The 22694-nt window shown below is 62.5% G+C and carries 19 protein-coding genes; 14 read left to right on the forward strand and 5 right to left on the reverse strand.

The genetic code is table 11. From position 1 onward, the window contains the following. Positions 1–10 precede the first annotated feature (10 nt). The 5 genes from moaE to ACK1VC_RS17555 all read right to left on the reverse strand — a co-directional run bounded on the left by moaE (position 11) and on the right by ACK1VC_RS17555 (position 4188). Entirely contained in the window at positions 11–457 is a 447-nt protein-coding gene (moaE, locus tag ACK1VC_RS17535; RefSeq protein ID WP_016489002.1) for a molybdopterin synthase catalytic subunit MoaE, read from the reverse strand. Positions 458–459: 2 nt separating this feature from the next. Continuing rightward, entirely contained in the window at positions 460–705 is a 246-nt protein-coding gene (locus ACK1VC_RS17540; protein ID WP_016489003.1) for a MoaD/ThiS family protein, read from the reverse strand. Beyond that, entirely contained in the window at positions 705–1175 is a 471-nt protein-coding gene (gene moaC / locus ACK1VC_RS17545; protein ID WP_016489004.1) for a cyclic pyranopterin monophosphate synthase MoaC, read from the reverse strand. The genes ACK1VC_RS17540 and moaC overlap by 1 nt, the downstream gene beginning before the upstream one ends. A gap of 210 nt (positions 1176–1385) precedes the next feature. After that, positions 1386–2780, reverse strand: coding sequence for a PhoH family protein (locus ACK1VC_RS17550; RefSeq protein ID WP_016489005.1), 1395 nt, complete (start codon positions 2778–2780; stop codon positions 1386–1388). Between the two features lie 265 nt (positions 2781–3045). Beyond that, complete coding sequence (locus tag ACK1VC_RS17555) at positions 3046–4188, reverse strand: polysaccharide deacetylase family protein (protein WP_191087903.1); 1143 nt, start codon at positions 4186–4188, stop codon at positions 3046–3048. 137 nt (positions 4189–4325) lie between these two features. Between ACK1VC_RS17555 and yaaA the strand changes: the two genes are divergently transcribed. The 14 genes from yaaA (at position 4326) to ACK1VC_RS17625 (ending at position 22691) form a co-directional block, all read left to right on the forward strand. Beyond that, on the forward strand, positions 4326–5105 hold the full coding sequence (gene yaaA, locus ACK1VC_RS17560; RefSeq protein WP_016489007.1) for a peroxide stress protein YaaA: 780 nt from the start codon (positions 4326–4328) through the stop codon (positions 5103–5105). An 865-nt stretch (positions 5106–5970) separates the two neighbouring features. Then, positions 5971–7287 carry a nucleotide sugar dehydrogenase gene (locus ACK1VC_RS17565; protein ID WP_023047936.1) on the forward strand — a complete coding sequence of 439 codons (1317 nt, stop codon included), beginning with the start codon at positions 5971–5973 and terminating at the stop codon, positions 7285–7287. Positions 7288–7357: 70 nt separating this feature from the next. Continuing rightward, on the forward strand, positions 7358–8839 hold the full coding sequence (locus tag ACK1VC_RS17570) for a glycosyltransferase family 2 protein (protein WP_033731751.1): 1482 nt from the start codon (positions 7358–7360) through the stop codon (positions 8837–8839). 37 nt (positions 8840–8876) lie between these two features. Beyond that, complete coding sequence (locus ACK1VC_RS17575) at positions 8877–10043, forward strand: alginate biosynthesis protein Alg44 (protein ID WP_023047937.1); 1167 nt, start codon at positions 8877–8879, stop codon at positions 10041–10043. A gap of 12 nt (positions 10044–10055) precedes the next feature. Beyond that, positions 10056–11483, forward strand: a complete 1428-nt coding sequence (gene algK, locus ACK1VC_RS17580; protein WP_191086952.1) for an alginate biosynthesis TPR repeat lipoprotein AlgK — start codon at positions 10056–10058, stop codon at positions 11481–11483. Next, on the forward strand, positions 11480–12958 hold the full coding sequence (locus tag ACK1VC_RS17585) for an alginate export family protein (RefSeq protein ID WP_191086953.1): 1479 nt from the start codon (positions 11480–11482) through the stop codon (positions 12956–12958). The genes algK and ACK1VC_RS17585 overlap by 4 nt, the downstream gene beginning before the upstream one ends. 22 nt (positions 12959–12980) lie before the next feature. Next, the gene (gene algG / locus ACK1VC_RS17590; RefSeq protein ID WP_060517450.1) at positions 12981–14540 is read left to right on the forward strand and encodes a mannuronan 5-epimerase AlgG; all 1560 of its coding nucleotides are present in this window, start codon (positions 12981–12983) and stop codon (positions 14538–14540) included. Positions 14541–14553: 13 nt separating this feature from the next. After that, on the forward strand, positions 14554–15993 hold the full coding sequence (locus ACK1VC_RS17595) for an alginate O-acetyltransferase (protein ID WP_449118002.1): 1440 nt from the start codon (positions 14554–14556) through the stop codon (positions 15991–15993). Positions 15994–16001: 8 nt separating this feature from the next. Then, a complete protein-coding gene (locus ACK1VC_RS17600; RefSeq protein ID WP_023048192.1) occupies positions 16002–17105 on the forward strand; it encodes a mannuronate-specific alginate lyase in 1104 nt (367 codons plus the stop codon). 198 nt (positions 17106–17303) lie between these two features. Beyond that, on the forward strand, positions 17304–18761 hold the full coding sequence (locus tag ACK1VC_RS17605) for an MBOAT family O-acyltransferase (RefSeq protein WP_016489017.1): 1458 nt from the start codon (positions 17304–17306) through the stop codon (positions 18759–18761). A 10-nt stretch (positions 18762–18771) separates the two neighbouring features. After that, positions 18772–19929 carry an alginate O-acetyltransferase gene (locus ACK1VC_RS17610; RefSeq protein ID WP_145913696.1) on the forward strand — a complete coding sequence of 386 codons (1158 nt, stop codon included), beginning with the start codon at positions 18772–18774 and terminating at the stop codon, positions 19927–19929. A gap of 20 nt (positions 19930–19949) precedes the next feature. Continuing rightward, positions 19950–20597 carry an alginate O-acetyltransferase AlgF gene (locus ACK1VC_RS17615; protein ID WP_016489019.1) on the forward strand — a complete coding sequence of 216 codons (648 nt, stop codon included), beginning with the start codon at positions 19950–19952 and terminating at the stop codon, positions 20595–20597. Positions 20598–20630: 33 nt separating this feature from the next. Then, on the forward strand, positions 20631–22085 hold the full coding sequence (locus ACK1VC_RS17620) for a mannose-1-phosphate guanylyltransferase/mannose-6-phosphate isomerase (protein WP_024717464.1): 1455 nt from the start codon (positions 20631–20633) through the stop codon (positions 22083–22085). 141 nt (positions 22086–22226) lie between these two features. Next, positions 22227–22691: a hypothetical protein gene (locus ACK1VC_RS17625; RefSeq protein ID WP_016489021.1), complete on the forward strand. Its 465-nt coding sequence runs from the start codon at positions 22227–22229 to the stop codon at positions 22689–22691. Positions 22692–22694: the final 3 nt, after the last annotated feature.

Consider the following 22694-nt stretch of genomic DNA (forward strand, 5'->3'; position numbering starts at 1 on the left):
AGACAGCAATCTACCAGCGCCCCGCCGCATCCTGGTCACTCTGCTTGCCTTCAACCCACCGCGGCCCTTCCTGGGTATTTTCCTTCTTCCAGAACGGCGCCCGGGTCTTCAGGTAGTCCATGATGAAGTTACAGGCCTCGAACGCCGCCTGCCGATGGGCACTGGCCACGCCAACAAACACGATCGGCTCGCCCGGTTCCAGCGCACCGATGCGGTGCAAAACCTCCACCTTGAGCAACGGCCAGCGCTGCTCGGCCTCGACCACGATCTTGGCCAGCGCCTTTTCGGTCATGCCCGGGTAGTGCTCAAGGAACATCCCCGCCACTTCGCGGCCATCGTTGAAATCCCGCACATAGCCAACAAAACCGACCACCGCGCCCACGCCAACATTGGCCGCATGCATGGCATTCACCTCGGCCCCTGGGTCGAACGCGCCGTGTTGCACTCGCACTGCCATGTTCAGCCTCCGGTCACCGGCGGGAAGAACGCCACTTCATCACCCTCTTGCAGTGGCTCATCGAGCTTGCACAGCTCTTCGTTGCGCGCGCACATCAGGTTCTGCTCAGCCAGCACCGCATAGTGCCCACCCTTGCCCACCAGGGCCTGGCGCACATCGTCCAGCACCTTGAACGCGCCCTCTACACGCTCGCCATCCACACCCAACAGTTCGCGGTAGCGGGCGAAGTACATCACCTTGACCTTCATCATGCCTGCACCTTGTAGTGGCCACTTTTGCCACCGAGCTTTTCCAGCAGGCGTACCTGTTCGATGACCATGCCCTTGTCCACAGCCTTGCACATGTCATAGATCGTCAGCGCGGCAACGCTGGCAGCGGTCAGCGCCTCCATCTCCACGCCGGTCTGCCCGGCCAGCTTGCAACGGGCGACAATCCGCACGGCGTCCTGGCCCTCGGCACTGAGCTCGACCTTGACGCTGGTCAGCATCAGCGGGTGGCACAGCGGGATCAGGTCGCTGGTCTTCTTCGCCGCCTGGATCCCGGCAATGCGCGCCACGGCGAACACGTCGCCCTTGGGATGCTCCCCGTCGACGATCATCTGCAAGGTCTGCGGCAACATGCGCACCCGCGCCTCGGCAGTGGCCTCGCGCTCGGTCACGGCCTTTTCAGTGACGTCGACCATGTTGGCCCGCCCCTGGGAATCAAGATGTGTCAGCACTGCTCTGCTCCTGTGAAGGGAACTGGCAGTGTAAACCTGTGGGTCAGGTTTGAGCAGAGGTATGAGGCATGCACATCACCTGTAGGAGCAGCCTTGTGCTGCGAAAGGGCCAGCATGACTGGAAAATAGCCCTGCGTGTAATGGCCTCTTCGCAGGACAAGGCTGCTCCTGCAAGGGAAGGCCGGGCGGCTAACCGCCCGGCGGTGACGGTTACAGATGCGACTCGGCGTACTCGGCCAACACCGAGCGCGGCACGCCCTGCAGGGTGATGTGCACGCCGTGGGGGAAGTCCTTGAAGCGCTCGGTCAGGTAGGTCAGGCCCGAGCTGGTCGCGGACAGGTAGGGGGTGTCGATCTGCGCCAGGTTACCCAGGCAGACCACCTTGGACCCGGAGCCGGCACGGGTGATGATGGTTTTCATCTGGTGCGGCGTCAGGTTCTGGCACTCGTCGATCAGGATCAGGCTCTGCTGGAAGCTACGGCCTCGGATGTAGTTCAGCGACTTGAACTGCAGTGGCACGCGCTCGAGGATGTACTCCACGCTGCCATGGGTGCTTTCGTCATCCATGTGCAAAGCTTCGAGGTTATCGGTGATGGCGCCCAGCCACGGCTCCATCTTCTCGGCCTCGGTACCCGGCAGGAAGCCGATCTCCTGGTCCAGCCCCTGCACGCTGCGGGTAGCGATGATGCGCCGGTAGCGCTTGCTGACCATGGTCTGCTCGATGGCTGCGGCCAGGGCCAGAATGGTTTTGCCGGACCCGGCTGCGCCGGTCAGGTTGACCAGGTGGATATCCGGGTCGAGCAGGGCAAACAGTGCCAGGCTCTGGTGGATGTCACGAGGCTTCAGCCCCCAGGCTTCCTGGTGCAGCAGTGGCTCCTGGTGCAGGTCGAGCAACAGCAGCTCATCGTTGCGGATGCCCTTGATCCAGCCGACAAAGCCCTGCTCATCGATAATGAACTCGTTGATGTGCACCGCAGGCAGGTTGTCGATCATCTGCACCCGATGCCAGGTGCGGCCGCGCTCCTGGCGGGTATCGACCTTGCTGACGCGGTCCCAGAACGAACCGGTGACCGAATGGTAGCCCTTGGACAACAAGGACACGTCGTCGACCAGCTGGTCGGTGCTGTAATCCTCGGCCGCAATGCCACAGGCGCGCGCCTTGAGGCGCATGTTGATGTCTTTGGTGACCAGCACCACGTCCAGGTCGGTGCGCCGCGCCCGTACTTCGAGCAGCTGGTTGATGATGATGTTGTCGTTGAGGGTTTCCGGCAGCAGCTTGTTCGGCTCGTTGCGCGGGGTCATCAGGATGGACAGGAACCCCTTGGGCCCGCTCTTGTTGCGCTGGATCGGTACACCCTGCTCGACATCGTTGGGCGAGGCGTCGCCGAGGGTCTGGTCGATCAGGCGGATGGCCTGGCGGCATTCGGCGGCGATGGTCTGTTTGCCGGTCTTGAGCTTGTCGAGTTCCTCCAGCACCGTCATCGGAATGGCGACGTGGTGCTCCTCGAAGTTGAGTAATGCGTTGGGGTCGTGAATCAGGACGTTGGTATCGAGCACATACAGGATTGGCTTGCTGGAGGAAGGGTTGCGTCCTTGGTCATCCATACTCGGTCACCTTATGTCGAAGCCATACGGCACGGTCTGTTGCGCCGCAAAGTGACTACCGTTCTCCCCGTATCCGCGTTGTTACGGGCGGGAAGCGAACCTGGCTAGGTGGGCCTGGATGACGCCACCTGTGCTGCAGGAATCGGCTGTCTGGTTTCTTCATACCGCAAAAACCATGACCGTAAAAAGCATTTTTACGTGTTTTTGAACTTTATTTTTCCGATTGACGAAGAGGCCTTGGCGACAGCGCCAGAGGGGGCTACGCTCAGAAGTCATACCCCTGTTCGCGATAAGCATATTCCCGGCAATCCGCCCAGCCGATGCCGCTCTGGGCAGTATTTCGCAGCAACCACTCTACCGCTGGCTGAGCCTTGGGCAGGCTGTCATGGAGCTGGATCACGCCCTTGCGCCACAACAGCATCAGGGTCAGCACCCGCTGCGCAGAGGCCTCTGCGCTCAGCGCGCCATCGTCCAGGGCATCGATATCCCACAACGACACGCGCAGTTGCTGGCGGGCCATGAACGCCTCGCCATCGGCCCGGCGCTGCCCATACGGTGGCCGGAACAACGGCACGTACTGTGCCGGCAGGTCAGCCTGCACCCGTGCCTGGCTACGTCGCAGCGAGTCCTGCCAGCCCGTCCATTGGGCATGGGAACGGTATTCCCAGCCTTGGATGCCTACACACTGCCCGCGGTAGAGCTGGCGCAAGGCATTTGCCGCCCCGGCGTCACGACGTTGCTGCAAGCGGTTGCCCAGCACGAAGAATGTAGCTTGAAGCTTTTGCCGGCGCAGGTAGTCGGCAAGCAGATCGGTGTTACCACCCTCTGGCCCTGGTCCGCCGACCAAGGTCAGCAAGAACATACGGTCGTTCAGTTCATCGCCAGTGCGCTCCCGCGCAGACAGCCGCTCCACCTCGCTGCTGGTCTGCGGCAGCAAGGCGGCCTTGCGCAGCTGCTCGTCCAGGTAACGCACGTGGAACTGGTGGCTCGGCTCAATCCAGTTTGTATAGAACGTGCCGACATCGGCCGCGAACGTTGCTGCCTGCGTACGTAAATCTGCCATTGAAGTTACCGGGTAGCAGAATGAGGCATCCTGCTCGCAGCTGCGCTGCGCCTGCTCATACCCCTGCCACAGGCGCTGCCACAGGCGCGCGCGCACAAGACGCACCTTTTGCAGGTTGATCTGCCGCAAGCCTAGCCGCGCCGCCAGCGCCGCGTCGTCCAGCAACTCGCTTTCATGCAGTACCTGCGCAAACGAGAGGATTTCGGCCCGCGAAGCCACATCGAACAGCGCCGGGCTGTTCAGTTGCTCGGGCCACAGGCTGCGATCCAGGCTTACCTGGGGTGAAGGGGCGGCTTGCACGGCAAGGCTCAGCAGCGCGGCCAGCAAGGCAAAGGCAATGCGCACGGTGGAGGGCTCCGCATCGACAAAACGCGAACTATAGCGCCTGCGCCGGCCATGGTCTGTGACTATCGTCGCCATAGTTTGGACTTGCACCGCCCAGCCCGTAGAATCTTGGGTCAACGATGCCAGGAGCCGACCCGATGCTGACGGTGATTTCACCCGCCAAGACCCTCGACTACGACACCAAGCCTGTGACCGAACGTTTCACCCTGCCCCAGTACCTGGACGACTCACAGGTACTGATCCAGCAGCTGCGCGAGCTGTCGCCTGCGCAGATCAGCGAACTGATGCACCTGTCCGACAAGCTCGCGGGCCTGAACGCCGCCCGCTTCGGCAGCTGGACCCCGGACTTCACCCCGGCCAATGCCAAGCAGGCACTGCTGGCGTTCAAGGGTGATGTGTACACCGGCCTCGACGCAGAGAGCCTGGGCGAGGACGACTTCAGCTACGCGCAAGACCACCTGCGCATGCTTTCGGGTCTGTACGGCCTGCTGCGTCCGCTGGACCTGATGCAACCCTATCGCCTGGAAATGGGCACCAAGCTGGCCAACGCCCGCGGCAAGGACTTGTATGCCTTCTGGGGCACACGCATCAGTGAATGGCTGAACCAGGCCCTGGCCGAACAAGGCGATGACGTGCTGCTGAACCTGGCCAGCAACGAGTACTTCAGTGCAGTGAAACGCAGCGCACTGAAGGCCCGAGTGATCAATGTCGACTTCAAGGACTTGAAGAACGGTCAGTACAAGATCATCAGCTTTTACGCCAAGAAAGCTCGCGGCATGATGAGCCGCTTCGTTATCCAGCAGCGCATCAGCGACCCGGAACAGCTCAAGCAGTTCGATGTGCAGGGGTACTACTACAGTGCCGAGCAGTCAAAGGCTGATCATCTGGTGTTTTTGCGGGATCATCCCTCGGATTGATCCTGTGACGCCCTCTTCGCAGCTAAAGCCGCTGCCACAGGGATTGCGCGGGCCGGGAGCTCAGCGCGCCCCAGTTGGCAGCAGGCCTTGGCCGCGAAGAGCCTGCTGCCATTAAACCTCCCCTCCGCCCCGATTTGGGGCTCGATGCAAATCGCCATCACGTCACGATTTCGGCGCCAGAAAAACATCACCCCTACCTTTATCGCAAAACGCCATAAGACCGTTCATACCTTTTTTGACGAATTCTGAAAATTTTTTTCGGATGCTGGCATAAAAATATCCCGTTACAGTTTCACCCTTTATACACGGGGGTGAACTACCCGCGTGCTATCAAATTGAAACTGCCGACAACTGAATAAATATTTAGAAATCTTTCATCCGGTCGAAACCCACTCAGGAACTTCTTATGCGGCAGATCGCTCATAGTGCCGTAACGATTTTCCTGCCTACGGGCTGTGAGAGATGACTTACAGGTGACAGAGGCAGATATCTACTCACTGCCTTGGTAACTTCAACAGGTTGCACGGGGTCCCCCGAAAACCTTGCCCATGCAGGAGAGAAGCGTCCCTTACAAATCGTCCTAGTGGTTGATTTCAAAGGATTTATCCACTTGAAAAAACAAGCACAGCAGTGTGCCAAGTAGCGCATTGCAATAAAGACGGCTGCATGCCAGGGCACGTTTTTTATTAATGGCTTTTGACTGCCAACTTTAAGTGCATAAGTTTGTGCGCTCCGGATTTATTTTGCCTGCGCTCGGCCAAGTGTGCATTCGCCATGAATCCGTGCGCCTGAAAAACTGTTGTTAATCAACCCAGCCCGACTCTCTGCGGAGGTGTCGGCGTGATAAACACATGAGGTGATAGCGATGCGTATCAGCATCTTTGGTTTGGGTTATGTGGGTGCAGTCTGTGCAGGCTGCCTGACGGCGCGTGGCCATGAAGTGATCGGTGTGGACGTGTCCAGCACCAAGATTGACCTGATCAACCAGGGCAAGTCGCCCATCGTCGAACCTGGCCTGGAAGCACTGCTGCAACAGGGCATCGCCAATGGCCGTCTGCGCGGCACTACCGACTTCGCCGAAGCCATCCGCGCCAGCGACGTTTCGATGATCTGCGTGGGTACGCCCAGCAAGAAGAACGGCGACCTGGGCCTGGAGTACATTGAGTCGGTATGCCGTGAGATCGGCTACGTACTGCGTGACACCACCCGCCGTCACACCATCGTGGTGCGCAGCACCGTGCTGCCGGGTACCGTCAAGAACGTGGTCATCCCGATCCTCGAAGACTGCTCGGGCAAACAAGCCGGCGTCGACTTCGGCGTCGCGGTAAACCCGGAATTCCTGCGTGAAAGCACCGCGATCAAGGACTACGACCAGCCCCCGATGACCGTCATCGGCGAACTGGACAGCGCCAGTGGCGACATCCTGCAAGCCCTGTACGAAGAACTCGACGCCCCGGTCATCCGCAAGCCGATCGAAGTGGCCGAGATGATCAAGTACACCTGCAACGTGTGGCACGCCACCAAAGTCACCTTCGCCAACGAAATCGGCAACATCGCCAAAGCGGTAGGCGTTGATGGGCGTGAAGTGATGGACGTGGTCTGCCAGGACACGGTACTGAACCTGTCCCAGTACTACATGCGCCCAGGCTTTGCCTTCGGCGGCTCATGCCTGCCCAAGGACGTGCGCGCCCTCACCTACCGTGCCGCCAGCCTGGACGTGCGCGCCCCGCTGCTCGACTCGCTGATGCGCAGCAACGAATCGCAGGTGCAAAACGCCTTCGAACTGATCGAAGCCCACGACAAGCGCAAGGTCGCCCTGCTTGGCCTGAGCTTCAAGGCCGGTACCGATGACCTGCGCGAAAGCCCGCTGGTAGAACTGGCCGAGCGCCTGATCGGCAAGGGCTACCAGTTGGACATCTTTGACGAGAACGTTCAGTACGCCCGCATGCATGGCGCCAACAAGGACTACATCGAGTCGAAGATCCCGCACGTGTCGTCGCTGCTCAATGCCGACCTCCAGCAGGTGATCGACAACGCCGACATCATCGTCCTGGGCAACCGTGACGAGCAGTTCCGCACGCTGGCCCAGCAAGCGCCAGCCGGCAAGCAGGTGATCGACCTGGTCGGCTTCATGAGCAAACCGAGCAGCACCACCAGCCGTACCGAAGGCATCTGCTGGTAAGCCCTCGGCCGGGCGACGCGGCCGAGCCTGCGTCGCCCACCCTTTCCCGAATTCTCGACGGATGCTGAACATGCAAAGGCTCCAGACCGTGCTGTTGCAGTGCGCCGGGTGGCTGCTCTACATGAGCCTGCTCATGCTGATCGCCCTGGCCCTGCCAGCCGATATCTTCGACTCGCAATCGAAGCACTTCATCTTCCTGGTCGGCGCAGTCGGCATCTGGCGCTATTCCATGGGCGCCACCCATTTCATCCGCGGCATGATCTTTCTTTACGGCGTGTACCCGTACCTGCGCCGCAAGGTGCAGAAAATGGGCGATGCCACCGACCCATCGCATGTCTACCTGATGGTGACCAGCTTCCGTATCGAGGCACTGACCACGGCCCAGGTTTACAGCTCGGTGATCCGCGAGGCGATCAACTGTGGCTTCCCTACCACCGTGGTCTGCTCGCTGGTGGAGATGTCCGATGAACTGCTGGTGAAAAGCCTGTGGGCCAAGTACAACCCGCCGGCCCATGTGAAACTGGACATCGTGCGCATTGCCGGTACCGGCAAACGCGATGGCCTGGCCTACGGCTTCCGCGCCATCTCGCGCATGCTGCCGGACGAAAACGCCGTGGTGGCCGTGATCGACGGCGACACCGTGCTGGCCGATGGTGTGGTACGCAAGACCGTGCCGTGGTTCAAACTGTTCCCCAACGTCGGCGGCCTGACCACCAACGAGTTCTGCGAAGTGCGCGGCGGCTACATCATGAGCGAGTGGCACAAGCTGCGCTTCGCCCAGCGCCACATCAACATGTGCTCCATGGCCCTGTCCAAGCGCGTGCTGACCATGACCGGGCGCATGTCGATGTTCCGCGCAAGCGTGGTGACCAACCCTGAGTTCATCGCCGACGTTGAAAGCGACTCGCTGATGCACTGGCGCCTGGGCCGCTTCAAGTTCCTTACCGGTGACGACAAATCCAGCTGGTTCAGCCTGATGCGCCTGGGCTACGACACCTTCTACGTGCCGGACGCTGCCATCAACACGGTCGAGCACCCACCAGAAAAGAGCTTCTTCAAGGCCAGCCGCAAGCTGATGTACCGCTGGTACGGCAACAACCTGCGGCAGAACTCCCGTGCACTGGGCCTGGGCCTGCGCCGCCTGGGGCTGTTCACCAGCATCGTGCTGTTCGACCAGCGCGTGTCGATGTGGACCAGCCTGCTAGGGCTGACGGTGGCGGTGATCGCCAGCCTCAAGTTCGGCCTGGCCTTCCTGCTGGTATACCTGCTGTGGATCGGCATCACCCGCCTGATCCTCACCATCATGCTGCTGTGCTCCGGCCACAACGTAGGCCCGGCCTACCCGCTGATTCTCTATTACAACCAGATCATCGGCGCGCTGATGAAGATCTACGTGTTCTTCCGCCTCGACAAGCAGTCGTGGACGCGTCAGCCCACTGCCCTCAAGCGTGACCTCGCCAGCTTTCAACAATGGTTCAACACCTGGTCCTCGCGGACCATGACCTTCTCGGCTGCCAGCATCTTCGTTGCTGTGCTGTTCATGGTCGTGTGAGCCCAACCCGGATCGGATCTAACAGGAACAAACCCCCATGAATACCGCCGTGAACGTCAATGTCGTGCATGAGTCCGAAGCCCAGCGCCAACACGCCCGGGTGCGCATTCCCGCCAAGCTGCGTTTCCTGGACGCCCAGCGCCAAACCCATGAAGTGAAGGTCGACGACCTTTCCGCCGGTGGCCTGAGCTTCCACACCAAGCAGCAACTGTCGGTGGGCGAAGTACTGCGCGGGCGCCTGCAGTTCGTGGTCGACAACCTGGGCCTGTCGATCGACATCGAGTTCCAGGTGCGCTCGTACAACCCGGACAATGGCCGGACCGGTGCGCAGTTCCAGAACCTTGAACCACGCGACATCGCCACCTTGCGGCACATCATCACCAGCCACCTGTCGGGCGAGCTGATCAGCATCGGCGATGTGCTGAGCACCTTGCAGCGCGACAATTTCACCAAGGCACGCAAGCAGAAAGACGGTGGGTCGGGCCTGAGCGCCTTCGGCCGACTCAAGGCAGTCACCGTCACCCTCGGCGTATTCGTGGTCGGCGTCGCGGCTTTCGGCTTTGTCGCCAAGTCGCTGTACGGCATGTACTTCGTCAGCCACGCCGAAGCCGGTGTGGTCGCGGTACCGACCACCACCGTCACCATGCCGCGCGACGGCACCGTGAGCAGCCTGGTCGACAGCGGTGGCCAGATTGCCAAGGGCGCACCACTGGCCAGCTTCACCACCAGCATGCTGGACATGCTCAAGGGCAACCTGGACGACGCGCAACTGGAGCCGGCGAAGATCGAGGAACTGTTCGGCAAGCAGCTGTCTGGCACCCTCACCAGCCCCTGCGATTGCGTGGTTGCCCGCCAACTGGTGGACGACGGGCAGTACGCAGCCAAGGGCCAGCCGATCTTCCAGCTGATTCCGCGCACCACCACGCCGATGGTCGAGGCCCGCTTCAGCTACCGCCAGTTCGACGAGGTCAAGCCAGGTACCCAGGTCAACTTCCAGGTCGCCGGCGAAGACGAAGTGCGCACTGGCCAGATCGTCAGCAGCACCAGCCTGAACAGCGAAGACTTGTCCTCCGACATCCGCGTGCAGATCAAGCCTGACAGTGGCATGCCTGCCGAACTCGCCGGCCGCCCGGCAGCGGTCAACAGCGACCGTGGCCCGTCGCTGAACTGGCTTGTAGACAAAGCCGTGGCCCGTGGCCTGTAAGAGGATCACCGCATGATGCCCTGCAAGAAGAGCGCAAGCCTGGGCCTGTGTGCCCTGGCAGCCGCCATCACCCTGGCCGGCTGTGCAGGCCTGCCTGACCAGCGCCTGGCCAACGAAGCCATGAAACGCGGCGACACGGCACTGGCCGAGCGCAACTACAAGGCCCTGGCCGACCTGGGCTACAGCGATGCGCAAGTGGGCCTGGCGGACATCAAGGTGGCCACCCGCGACCCGTCGCAAATCAAGGAAGCCGAGGCCACTTACCGCGCCGCGGCCGCTACCTCGCCCCGTGCCCAGGCGCGTCTGGGCCGCCTGCTGGTGGCCAAGCCTGACAGCACCCAGGCCGAGCGCGAGGAAGCCGAAACCCTGCTCAGGCAGGCGGCGAAACAGGGCGAAAGCAATACCCTGATCCCGCTGGCAATGCTTTACCTCAGCTATCCGCAGAGCTTCCCAACGGTCAACGCGCAGCAGCAGATCGACCAGTGGCGCGCCGCCGGCAACCCGGAAGCGGGCCTGGCCCAGGTGCTGCTGTACCGTACCCAGGGCACCTACGACCAGCACCTGGGCGAGGTGGAGAAAATGTGCAAGGCCGCACTGAACACCACCGACATCTGCTACGTCGAACTGGCCACGGTGTACCAGAAGCGCGCTCAGGCCGATCAGCAAGCCGCCCTGGTCGCCCAGCTGAAAGCTGCCTACGCCCGTGGCGCAGTGCCGGCCACCCGGGTCGACAGCGTGGCCCGGGTCCTGGCCGATCGCAGCCTCGGCCAGACCGATGAGAAAACCGCCAAGGACCTGCTTGAGCAGGTGGCCCCAGCCAATCCGGCATCCTGGGTCAGCCTGGCGCAACTGCTGTACGACTTCCCCGAACTGGGCGACACCGACCAGTTGCTGGCCTACATCGACAAGGGCCGCAAGGCCGAACAACCACGCGCCGAACTGTTGCTGGGCCGCCTGTACTACGAAGGTAAAACCCTGCCAGCCGACGCCAAAAAAGCCGAGCAGCACCTGCAAGCGGCGGCCGATGCCGGTGAAATCAGCGCCCATTACTACCTGGGCCAGCTGTACCGCCGCGGCTACCTGGGCAATGTCGAGCCGCAGAAGGCCGTCGACAACCTGCTGGCCGCCGCCCGTGGCGGGCAGAACAGCGCCGACTATGCCCTGGCTCAGCTGTTCAGCGAAGGCCATGGCATTCGCCCGCAACCCGGCAACGCCTGGGTATTCGCCCAGCTGTCGCAGGCCAACCCGACGCCGCAATCGGCTGAACTGCTGCAGCAGCTCGATCAGCAACTGTCACCTGAACAGCGCAGCCAGGCCCAGCAACTGCTGGACCAGGAGAAGCGTGCACGCGGCAGCATGACGCAGGGCGCACATAGCACCCTGGCCCTAGAAGCCCTGCAGGACGACGAAAAAGAAGTAGACGGTGAGGACTCGCTATGACGCTCAATCCCTTCGTGAAAGCCGGCATCGGCCTGAGCTTCGCCCTGCTGTGGTCCTGCCCGACCCTGGCGGAGATGACCGCCGAGAAAAACTTCGGCCTGGACGTGAAGATTACCGGGCAGTCGGAAGACGACCGTGACCTGGGCACCCGGCCTGGCGGCGACGTCAACGGCCTGGGCCTGGACCTGCGCCCATGGGTGTACGGCGAGCGGGGCAACTGGAGCGCCTACGCCATGGGCCAGGCGGTCGCAGCCACCGACACCATCGAAACCGACACCTTGCGCCAGAACGACGACGGCAGCACCACCGACACCGGCGAAGACAGCCGCCAGCCAGACAAAAGCTACCTGGCCATGCGTGAGTTCTGGGTGGGCTACAGCGGCCTCACCGCCTACCCGGGCGAGCAACTGCGCTTCGGTCGCCAGCGCCTGCGCAGCGACGATGGCATGTGGCGCGACACCAACATCGAAGCACTCAACTGGACCTTCGACACCACCCTGCTCAAGGCCGACCTGGGCGTGGCCCAGCGCTTCAGCGAGTACCGCACCGACCTGACCGAGCTGGCCCCGGAAGACAAGGACCGCACGCACATCTACGGCAACGTCGCCACGCAGTGGACCCCTGGCCACTGGGTGGGCGTACGCGCCCACCACACCCATGACAGCGGCAGCCTGAAAAACCCCGGCGAAACCGTCGATGCGCTGGACAAGACCCGCACCGGCGACCTGACCTGGCTGGGCCTTGAAGCCAACAGCGATGCCTACAATCGGCGCAACGACCACACCGTCAATTACTGGGGCAGCGTCACCTGGCTGACCGGTGACCGCGACAAGCTCAGCAGCCAGGCCGTAGGCGACGACCAGGTTGCCACCGGCACGCAGAGCGGCGACGTCAATGCCTGGGCCACCGACCTCGGCATCCGCTTGCGCCTGGACCCGCAATGGCAGGTCGGCGCGGCCTACGCCCGCGGCAGCGGCGGCGGCGGTGACGACGGCTCGAACAACTTCGAGCAGACCGGCCTTGAGAGCAACCGCTCCAACTTCACCGGCACCCGCTCGCGCGTGCACCGCTTCGGCGAAGCCTTCCGCGGCGAGCTGGGCAACCTGCAGGCCGCCACCCTCTTCGCCTCCTGGCAACTGCGCGACGATTACGACGCCAGCCTGATCTACCACAAGTTCTGGCGCGTCGACGGCAACCAGAACATCGGCTCCAGCGGCATCAACGCAGCCGTCAACGACAACGGCATCAGCCGCCAACTGGTCGACGGCGAAAAAGACCTTGGCCAGGAAATGGACGTGGTCGTGACCAAGTACTTCAAGCAAGGCCTGCTGCCGGCTTCGATGAGCCAGGCCATCGACGAGCCGTCCGCCCTGGTGCGCTTGCGTGCCGGTGTGTTCAAGCCGGGCGACGCCTACGGCAAGGAAGCGGACTCGTACATGCACCGCGCCTTCGTCGATGTGATCTGGCGCTTCTGAGGCCGCTAGGGGACTGACCGTTATGAACCTTCACCCGCACTTACGTCACAGCCTGTTGGCCAGCGCTTTGCTGCTGGCAAGCGGCCTGGCCGCTGCCGCAGAGCCCCAGGTAATCGCCAAGGGCTTGCAGCAGGCCAAGACCTACACCGTGGCCAGCGCACCGATCGAGCCGCTGCAGATGGACCCGCCAAAGCTGCCTGACCTGACCGGTTTCACCGCCGAAGCGGTGCAGAAGAAGATCGACCGCCGCCACAAAGGCAAGGTCAGCCTGCGCCGTATGTTCCAGGAGGACACCCTCAAGGAGTTCGTCGGCGGCGACAACAAGGCAGCCGAGTGGGTGCAGCGCCAGCACGGCATCCCGCAGGCGATCTTCGTCGATGATGGCCATGTCGACCTGGTCGAGTTGAGCAAGCAGGTACCCAGGCAGTACCTCAGCGAGGTCGAGCCAGGGGTTTACCTGGCACGCCTGCCGATCGTGGTCGGGCAGAAGGGTATCCTCGAGATCGACGGCAAGGTCAAACAGCTGCGCCTGTCCCAGGAGGGCGGCTCGTTCCTGGTCAACGACGGCAAGCTGTTCGTCACCGACACCCAGGTGACCGGCTGGCGCGAAAAAGACAACGGCCCGGCCACCTTCCGCTCGCCCAAGGAATTCCGACCGTTCCTGCTGTCGTGGGGCGGTACCGAGACTTACATCGTCAACACGAAGATGGCCAGCTTCGGCTACGCCAAGTCCAAGTCGTATGGCGTGAGCATCTCGCAGTACACGCCCAATATGGCCAAGCGCATGGGCCGCCCGGAACCCACCGGCTGGATCATCGGCTCGGCGTTCAGCGACATGTGGTACGGCTTCTACTGCTACGAGACCCAGGACTTCGTGGTCAAGGACAGTACCTACCGCGACAACATCGTCTACGGCATCGACCCGCACGACCGATCGCACCGCCTGATCATTGCCGGCAACACGGTGCACGGCACCAAGAAAAAGCACGGCATCATCGTTTCGCGTGAGGTCAACGACAGCTGGATCATCAACAACAAGAGCTACGACAACAAGCTCTCGGGCGTAGTGATCGACCGTAACAGCGTCAACAACCTGGTGGCCTACAACGAGATCTACCGTAACCACACCGACGGCATCACCTTGTACGAAAGCGGCGACAACCTGATCTGGGGCAACAAGCTGATCAACAACCGCCGCCACGGGATCCGCGTGCGTAACAGCGTGAACATCCGCCTGTACGAAAACATCGCCATGGCCAACGGCCTGGTCGGCGTATACGGCCACATCAAGGACCTGTCCGACACTGACCGCGACATCGCCCTCGACCCATTCGACACCAAGGTGTCGCTGATCGTGGTGGGTGGCGAGCTGGCGGCCAACGGCTCCGGCCCGCTGTCGATCGACTCGCCGCTGTCGGTCGAGCTGTACAAGGTGTCCATGCTCGCCCCACGCAAGGCCAGCGGCATCAGCCTCAATGGTGTGCTGGGCGAGCGCCAGGACGAAATCCTCGACCTGCTGGTGCGCCAGCAAAAAGCTGTGCTGATCGACCCGGTCGAACGCCAGACCGAAATGATCGATTAAGGAAGCCCAGACCATGACCCCACACCTGATGAAACTGCTGGGCCTGTCCGCCGCCCTCCTGGCGATCAGCCAAGGCGTGCGTGCCGACGAAGTGAAGGCCCCCACCTTCAGCGCCGAACCTTGCTGCCAGCTGTGCCCCGAAGCGCACGACGCCAGCCGCTACACCACTCGCTACCAGCAGAACTTCACCACGCTGGTGCAGGCCAAGGGCGACTGGCTGTTCCGTACCCGCGAAGACCTGCGCACCGAGTTCAACACCACGCCGGCCGACTACAAGCGCCTGCAGCAGGTGCACGACGCGTTCAAGAAGCGCGGCGTGGAGCTGGTGCTGGTGTACCAGCCGACCCGTGGCCTGGTGAACCGCAACATGCTCAACCCGGCCGAGAAAGCCGCCTTCGACTACCAGAAGGCCCTGGGCAACTACCAGGCGATGCTCAAGCGCTTCGCCAGCATGGGCTACAACGTGCCCGACCTGTCGCCGCTGACCAACGAGCAACTGGCCGCCGCCGACCAGGGCAAGGACTTCTACTTTCGCGGCGACCAGCACTGGACCCCATATGGCGCCGAGCGCGCAGCCAAAATCGTGGCCGACACCGTGCACAAGATGCCGGCCTTCGAAGGCATCCCGCGCAAGGAATTCGAGACCAAGAAGTCCGGGCGCATGGGCAAGACCGGCACCCTGCACAACGTTGCCGGCCAGCTCTGCGGCACCAGCTACGCCGTGCAGTACATGGACCAGTTCGCCACCGAACCGAAAGGCTCGAGCGGCGGCGATGACCTGTTCGGTGACGGCGGCAACGCGCAGATCACCCTGGTCGGCACCAGCCACAGTGGCAAGAACTACAACTTCTCGGGCTTCCTCGAGCAGTACATCGGCGCCGACGTGCTCAATGTCGCCTTCCCTGGCGGTGGCCTGGAAGGCTCGATGATCCAGTACCTGGGCAGTGAGGAATTCCAGAAGAACCCGCCGAAGATCCTGGTCTGGGAATTCTCCCCGCTGTACCGCCTGGACCAGGAAACCATCTGGCGGCAAATCCTGGGCCTGCTCGATGACGGCTGCGACGACCGCCCGGCCCTGATGAGCGCCAGCACCACCCTCAAGCCCGGCAAGAACGAGCTGATGGTCAACGGCAAGGGCGGCGTGATCAAAGACCTGATCAACCGCAACCTGCAGATGGACGTCAAGTTCGAAGACCCGTCGGTGAAGGTGCTGCAGGCCACCCTCTGGCACCTCAACGGCCGCCACGAGGACATCAAGCTGGAGAAACCGGAAACCTCCGACACCGACGGCCGCTTTGTCTTCCAGATGCGCGAAGACGAAGACTGGGCCAGCCAAAGCCTGTTGGCGTTCGAAGTACAGGGGCCGGAAAGCGGCACCCAGAAGGTCGAGGCCAAGCTCTGCAAACGCAACAACTTCGCCGTGCCTGCGCAAACCGCGCAAGCCGGCCAGTGAGGCGACCCATGACCATGCTCAAGCGAATTTCCAGCCCCGCCCTGCTCGCGTTGGCCCTGTTTGGCGGTGCCGCGCACGCCGCGCTGGTACCCCCCCAGGGTTACTACGAAGGGATCGAAAAACTCAAGACCAGCGATGGTAACTTCCGCTGTGAAGCGGCGCCCAAGCCCTATACCGGTGCGCTGCAGTTCCGTAGCAAGTACGAAGGCTCGGACAAGGCACGGGCAACGCTCAACGCAGCCTCGGAAAAGGCCTTTCGCAAGTCGACCGAAGACATCACCACCCTTGAGAAAGGCGTGAGCAAGATGGTTGGCCAGTACATGCGCGACGGCCGCCCGGCGCAGCTCGACTGCACCCTGACGTGGCTGGGCACCTGGGCGCGCGCCGATGCGTTGATGTCCACCGACTACAACCACACCGGCAAGTCGATGCGCAAATGGGCGCTGGGCAGCATGAGCGGTTCGTGGCTGCGCCTGAAGTTCTCCAACTCGCAGCCATTGGCCGCGCACCGCGCCGAGGCCGAGCTGATCGAAAAATGGTTCGCCCGCCTGGCCGAGCAGACCGTGCGCGACTGGAGCGACCTGCCGCTGGAGAAGATCAACAACCACAGCTACTGGGCAGCCTGGTCAGTCATGGCGACCGCTGTCGCCACCGACCGTCGCGACCTGTTCGACTGGGCCGTGAAGGAATACAAGGTAGGCGCCAACCAGGTGGATGACCAGGGCTTCCTGCCCAACGAAATCAAGCGCAAGCAGCGTGCGCTGGCCTACCACAACTACGCCCTGCCGCCGCTGGCGATGATTGCCAGCTTCGCCCAGGCCAATAACGTCGACCTGCGCAGCGAGAACAACTTCGCCCTGCAGCGCCTGGGCGAAGGGGTACTGGCCGGTGCACGCGACCCCAGCCACTTCAAGGCCCGCGCGGGTGAAAAACAGGACATGACCGACCTCAAGGTCGACGGCAAGTACGCCTGGCTCGAGCCGTGGTGTGCGCTTTATCACTGTGTCGGCGACACGCTTGATCGCAAGCAGCACATGCAGCCGTTCAACAGCTTCCGGCTGGGCGGCGACCTGACCCGGGTCTATGACCCGAGCGCAGAGAGCAAAAAATGAATTGAGCCCCATTGTGGGGGCGGCACCTGTGGGAGCGGGCATGCCCGCGAAGAAGCCACCGCGGTGCATGGCAAGGGCTTTGCCCTTGTTCGCGGGCTTGCCCGCTCCCACAGGGATCTAAGTTGCCTTCCAGTCTTGCACTGGTGGGTTTGGGGGGCGCTTTGCCCTGGATGCTGTGAACAAATTAGGAGAACCGGGATGGTCTTCTCGTCCAACGTGTTCCTGTTCCTGTTCTTGCCGATCTTCCTCGGCCTGTACTACTTGAGCGGGCAACGCTATCGCAACCTGCTGCTGCTGATTGCCAGCTACATCTTCTATGCCTGGTGGCGGGTGGACTTCCTGGCATTGTTCGCCGGGGTCACCCTGTGGAACTACTGGATCGGCCTCAAAGTGGGTGCCGCCGGCGTGCGAACCAAACCGGCGCAGCGCTGGCTGCTGCTGGGCGTGGGCGTCGACCTGGCCATCCTCGGCTACTTCAAGTACGCCAACTTCGGCGTCGACAGCCTGAACGCGATCATGACCTCGTTCGGCCTGGAGCCGTTCATCCTCACCCACGTGCTGCTGCCGATCGGTATCTCGTTCTATATCTTCGAGTCGATCAGCTACATCATCGACGTATACCGCGGCGACACCCCGGCTACCCGCAACCTGATCGACTTCGCGGCGTTCGTGGCCATTTTCCCGCACCTGATTGCCGGCCCCGTGTTGCGCTTCAAAGACCTGGTCGACCAGTTCAACAACCGCACCCACACCCTGGACAAGTTCTCCGAAGGCTGCACCCGCTTCATGCAGGGTTTCATCAAGAAAGTGTTCATCGCCGACACCTTGGCGGTGGTGGCCGACCACTGCTTTGCCCTGCAAAATCCGACCACGGGTGATGCCTGGCTGGGCGCGCTGGCCTACACCGCGCAGCTGTACTTTGACTTCAGCGGCTACAGCGACATGGCCATCGGCCTGGGCCTGATGATGGGCTTCCGCTTCATGGAGAATTTCAAGCAGCCGTACATCAGCCAGTCGATTACCGAGTTCTGGCGGCGCTGGCACATCAGCCTGTCGACCTGGCTGCGCGACTACCTGTACATCACCTTGGGCGGTAACCGCAAAGGCACCTTCAACACCTACCGCAACCTGTTCCTGACCATGCTGCTGGGCGGCCTGTGGCACGGCGCCAACTTCACCTACATCATCTGGGGCGCCTGGCACGGCATGTGGCTGGCCATCGAACGCGCGCTGGGCATCGACACCAACCCGCAGCGCTTCAACCCGGTGAAGTGGGCCTTCACCTTCCTGCTGGTGGTGGTGGGCTGGGTGATCTTCCGCGCCGAGAACCTGCATGTGGCCGCCCGCATGTACGGTGCCATGTTCAGCTTTGGCGACTGGCAGCTGTCGGAGCTCAACAGCGCCCAGCTGACCGGCCTGCAAGTGGCCACCCTGATCGTCGCCTACATCTCCCTGGCGTTCTTCGGCCTGCGTGATTTCTACCGCAATGCCAAGCCGACGCCCCAGGCCACTCCGGTGCAGGTCAACAACGACGGCTCCATCGGCCTGGACTGGACCCGGGTGATGACCCGCGCCCTGGTGCTGCTGCTGTTCGTGGCCTCGATCCTCAAGCTTTCGGCGCAAAGCTACTCGCCGTTCCTGTACTTCCAGTTCTGAGGCCGATGACATGAACCGCACATTACGCATTACTTACTCCCTGTCGTTCCTCGGTTTGCTGGTGGGCATGGGCGTGTGGTCCACCGGTGGCCTGCAAAGCTTTCAGCGCACCGAGCAGATGACCCTGCTCAACGGCAAGCTGGCCAAGGCCGCCGAGACCCACTACGACGCCGAGTTCCCGATCAAACGCCTGGGCACCAACCTTTGGGCGGCCATGGACTTCAAGCTGTTCAACGAGGGCCGCCCCGGTGTGGTGCTGGGCCGCGACCAGTGGCTGTTCAGCGACGAAGAGTTCAAGCCTACGGCTGGCGCCGAACAACTGATGCAGGAAAACCTGGCGCTGATCCGTGGCGTGCGCGACACCTTGCAGCAGCACGGTAGCCAGCTGGTGCTGGCGATCATCCCGGCCAAGGCGCGCGTCTATTCGGAATACCTGGGCAAGGAGCAGCCGGCCAGCCTGCACGATGACCTGTACAACCAGTTCCATGCCCAGGTGCGCCAGGCCAACGTGTTCGCCCCGGACCTGCAAGCGGCCATGGAACAAGCCAAGGCGCGTGGTCAGGTATTCCTGCGCACCGACACCCACTGGACACCGATGGGCGCCGAAGTCGTCGCCCAGGCGCTGGCCGAGGCTGTAAGCCGGCAGAACCTGCTCAACGGTGACCCGCAAACCTTCGTCACCGAAGTCGGCAGCACGGCGCCCTACAAAGGCGACCTGACCAACTTCCTGCCACTGGACCCGCTGTTCAGCAACCTGCTGCCGACCCCGGACAACCTGCAACAACGCAGCACCCGCCCGGCGCAAGCCGCCGCTGAAGGCGATGACGCGCTGTTCGCCAACAACGAGATCCCCGTCGCGCTGGTGGGGACCAGCTACAGCGCCAACCCGCACTGGAACTTCCTTGGCGCGCTGCAGCAGGCGCTGCGCAGCGACGTCGCCAACTACGCCGAAGACGGCCACGGCCCATTGCTGCCGATGCTCAAGTACCTGCAAAGCGATGCCTTTAAAAACGCCGCACCGCAAGTGGTGGTGTGGGAATTCCCCGAACGTTATCTACCCATGAAAAACGACCTCAGCAGCTTCGATCCGCAGTGGATCGCGCAGCTGAAAAACGCCCGTAAATCCGAAGAAAACCTGGCCTTGTCGTCCACCCGGACGAACCACTGAACGATAGAGAGGAAATGCACATGACTACCAAGACTTCCATTGCCAAAGCCCTCACCCTCGCGGCCGGCCTTTCCCTTGCTTCGATGCAGGCCTTCGCCGGTGCCGATGCTGCGCTGTATGGCCCTAGCGCACCGAAAGGCTCGACCTTTGTGCGCCTGTACAACGCAGCCAGCGCACCGGCTGCCGCGTCGGTCGGCAACACCCAGATCAAGCAGGTTGGCGCCCAGGCCAGCAGCGACTTCAGCTTCCTGCCAGGCGGCGACTACACCGCCCAGGTCGGCGGCAAGAGCGTGCCGGTGAAACTGGCCTCGGACAAGTACTACACCCTGGTCAACAGCGGCACCGGCAACCCGCAGCTGATCGAAGAACCACCGTTCAAGAACAAGCAGAAAGCCCTGGTGCGCGTGCAGAACCTGAGCGACCAGCAGCTGACCCTGAAAACCGCCGACGGCAAGACCGAAGTGGTCAAGCCGGTGGCCGCCAACGGCCGTGGCGAACGCGAAATCAACCCGGTCAAGGTCAACCTGGCGCTGTACCAGGGCGACAAGAAAGTGGGTGACGTGAAACCCGTCGCCCTGGAGCGCGGCGAAGCCGCCGTGCTGTACGTAACCGGTTCCGGCAACGCTTTGTCGCCGGTGTGGGTAACTCGCCCCGTGGCTAGCAACTGATCCCCTGCCTTTAACGACTATTGGAGAAACATGATGATCCCGGTAATTCTTTCTGGTGGTAGCGGTTCGCGTCTGTGGCCTCTGTCGCGCAAGCAGTTCCCCAAGCAGTTCCTGGCCCTGACCGGCGAACACACCCTGTTCCAGCAAACCCTCGAGCGCCTGGCGTTCGAAGGCATGGACACGCCGATCGTGGTCTGCAACAAGGACCACAAATTCATCGTCCAGGAGCAGCTCGCTGCGCTGAAGCTGGAAACCCAGGGCATCCTGATGGAGCCGTTTGGCCGCAACACCGCGCCGGCCGTGACCATGGCCGCCATGAAACTGGTCAACGAAGGCCGCGACGATCTGATGCTGGTGCTGCCCGCCGACCACGTGATCGACGACCAGAAGGCCCTGCAGCGCGCCCTGGCCTTGGCCACCGTTGCCGCCGAGCGTGGCGAAATGGTGCTGTTCGGCGTACCGGCGACCAAGCCGGAAACCGGCTACGGCTACATCCGCTCCAGCCAGGACGCGCTGCTGCCCGAGGGCGTGGCGCGCGTGGCCCAGTTCGTGGAAAAACCCGACGAAAAACGTGCCGCCGAGTTCGTCCAGGCCGGTGGCTACTTCTGGAACAGTGGCATGTTCCTGTTCCGCGCCAGCCGCTTCCTCGAAGAGCTGAAAAAGCACGACGCCGACATCTACGACACCTGCGTGCTGGCCCTGGAGCGCAGCGAGGAAGAGGACGATGTACTCAGCATCGATGAAGCGACCTTCGCCTGCTGCCCGGACAACTCCATCGACTACGCGGTGATGGAAAAGACCCAGCGCGCCTGCGTGGTGCCGATGTCGGCCGGCTGGAGCGACGTGGGCTGCTGGTCGTCGCTGTGGGACGTGCACGAGAAGGACGACAACGGCAACGTCACCAAGGGCGACGTGGTGGTACAGGACAGCCGCAACTGCATGATCCACGGCAACGGCAAGCTGGTGTCGGTGATCGGCTTGGAGAACATCGTGGTGGTCGAGACCAAGGACGCCATGATGATTGCCCACAAGGACAAGGTCCAGGGCGTCAAGCAGATGGTCAAGACCCTCGACGAGCAGGGCCGTACTGAAACCCAGAACCATCTGGAAGTGTATCGCCCGTGGGGCTCGTACGACTCGGTGGACATGGGCGGCCGCTTCCAGGTCAAGCACATCACCGTCAAGCCGGGTGCCAGCCTGTCGCTGCAGATGCACCACCACCGTGCCGAGCACTGGATTGTGGTGTCTGGTACTGCCGAGGTCACCTGTGACGAGAACGTGTTCCTGCTGACCGAGAACCAGTCGACCTACATCCCGATCGCTTCGGTCCACCGCCTGCGCAATCCGGGCAAGATCCCGCTGGAGATCATCGAAGTGCAGTCCGGCAGCTATCTGGGCGAGGATGATATCGAGCGTTTCGAGGATGTGTATGGGCGCACTTCCACGCCGGTCGAGCGTGGGGTATCGGTCAAGACCATCGCGCAGTAAGTGAACCTTGGGGCCGCTTTGCGGCCCTTTCGCGGGACAAGCCCGCTCCCACAAGGGCTGGGGGCGGGCTCGCGTTTTTGAGCCCTCCCCCATTTCAGGCTACGATGGTCAGACCCCGCGCAACCTAGGTCTGCAAGCCCCATGATCATCGGCGCCTTCCTCATTCTCACCTGGCTGGTGCTGCTGCTGCGCTACCCGGCCAAGGCCCTACCGATCTCCTTGGCCGCCGTATGTGGCCTGGGCCTGGTAGCCCTGTTCGTTGCCTGGCAGGAAACCCGCGAAGCCTCGCAACTGGCCCGCCTGGACCTGCGCCTTGCCTATGCCCCCGAACAATGCCCGGCTGACCGCGCGTTGCAGGTACACATGAAAAACGGCAACAAGGCCCCGCTGACCGAACTGCGCTGGCGAGTGGCGGCGTATGCACCGGGCGACACGGTGAACCTGGCCGAAAGCACCTACAACGCCCCGCGCTACCGAGGGCCGGGTGATTTGCAGCCGGGGGCCGAGTGGAAGGACTGCCTGCCGCTGCCCCCCCTGCGCGCCGGTTACCGGCCACAGACCCTGGAGTTTCGCGCCGAGCACCTGCAAGGTACATTCGCCAATTAATCG

This window comes from Pseudomonas sp. XP2 (assembly GCF_053557975.1).

Coding starts and splice junctions, on each gene's coding strand:
- moaE (WP_016489002.1), bottom strand. CDS start 457: ATGGCAGTGCGAGTGCAACACGGCGCGTTCGACCCAGGGGCCGAGGTG.
- ACK1VC_RS17540 (WP_016489003.1), bottom strand. CDS start 705: ATGAAGGTCAAGGTGATGTACTTCGCCCGCTACCGCGAACTGTTGGGT.
- ACK1VC_RS17550 (WP_016489005.1), bottom strand. CDS start 2,780: ATGGATGACCAAGGACGCAACCCTTCCTCCAGCAAGCCAATCCTGTAT.
- yaaA (WP_016489007.1), top strand. CDS start 4,326: ATGCTGACGGTGATTTCACCCGCCAAGACCCTCGACTACGACACCAAG.
- ACK1VC_RS17565 (WP_023047936.1), top strand. CDS start 5,971: ATGCGTATCAGCATCTTTGGTTTGGGTTATGTGGGTGCAGTCTGTGCA.
- ACK1VC_RS17570 (WP_033731751.1), top strand. CDS start 7,358: ATGCAAAGGCTCCAGACCGTGCTGTTGCAGTGCGCCGGGTGGCTGCTC.
- ACK1VC_RS17575 (WP_023047937.1), top strand. CDS start 8,877: ATGAATACCGCCGTGAACGTCAATGTCGTGCATGAGTCCGAAGCCCAG.
- algK (WP_191086952.1), top strand. CDS start 10,056: ATGATGCCCTGCAAGAAGAGCGCAAGCCTGGGCCTGTGTGCCCTGGCA.
- ACK1VC_RS17585 (WP_191086953.1), top strand. CDS start 11,480: ATGACGCTCAATCCCTTCGTGAAAGCCGGCATCGGCCTGAGCTTCGCC.
- algG (WP_060517450.1), top strand. CDS start 12,981: ATGAACCTTCACCCGCACTTACGTCACAGCCTGTTGGCCAGCGCTTTG.
- ACK1VC_RS17595 (WP_449118002.1), top strand. CDS start 14,554: ATGACCCCACACCTGATGAAACTGCTGGGCCTGTCCGCCGCCCTCCTG.
- ACK1VC_RS17600 (WP_023048192.1), top strand. CDS start 16,002: ATGACCATGCTCAAGCGAATTTCCAGCCCCGCCCTGCTCGCGTTGGCC.
- ACK1VC_RS17605 (WP_016489017.1), top strand. CDS start 17,304: ATGGTCTTCTCGTCCAACGTGTTCCTGTTCCTGTTCTTGCCGATCTTC.
- ACK1VC_RS17610 (WP_145913696.1), top strand. CDS start 18,772: ATGAACCGCACATTACGCATTACTTACTCCCTGTCGTTCCTCGGTTTG.
- ACK1VC_RS17615 (WP_016489019.1), top strand. CDS start 19,950: ATGACTACCAAGACTTCCATTGCCAAAGCCCTCACCCTCGCGGCCGGC.
- ACK1VC_RS17620 (WP_024717464.1), top strand. CDS start 20,631: ATGATCCCGGTAATTCTTTCTGGTGGTAGCGGTTCGCGTCTGTGGCCT.
- ACK1VC_RS17625 (WP_016489021.1), top strand. CDS start 22,227: ATGATCATCGGCGCCTTCCTCATTCTCACCTGGCTGGTGCTGCTGCTG.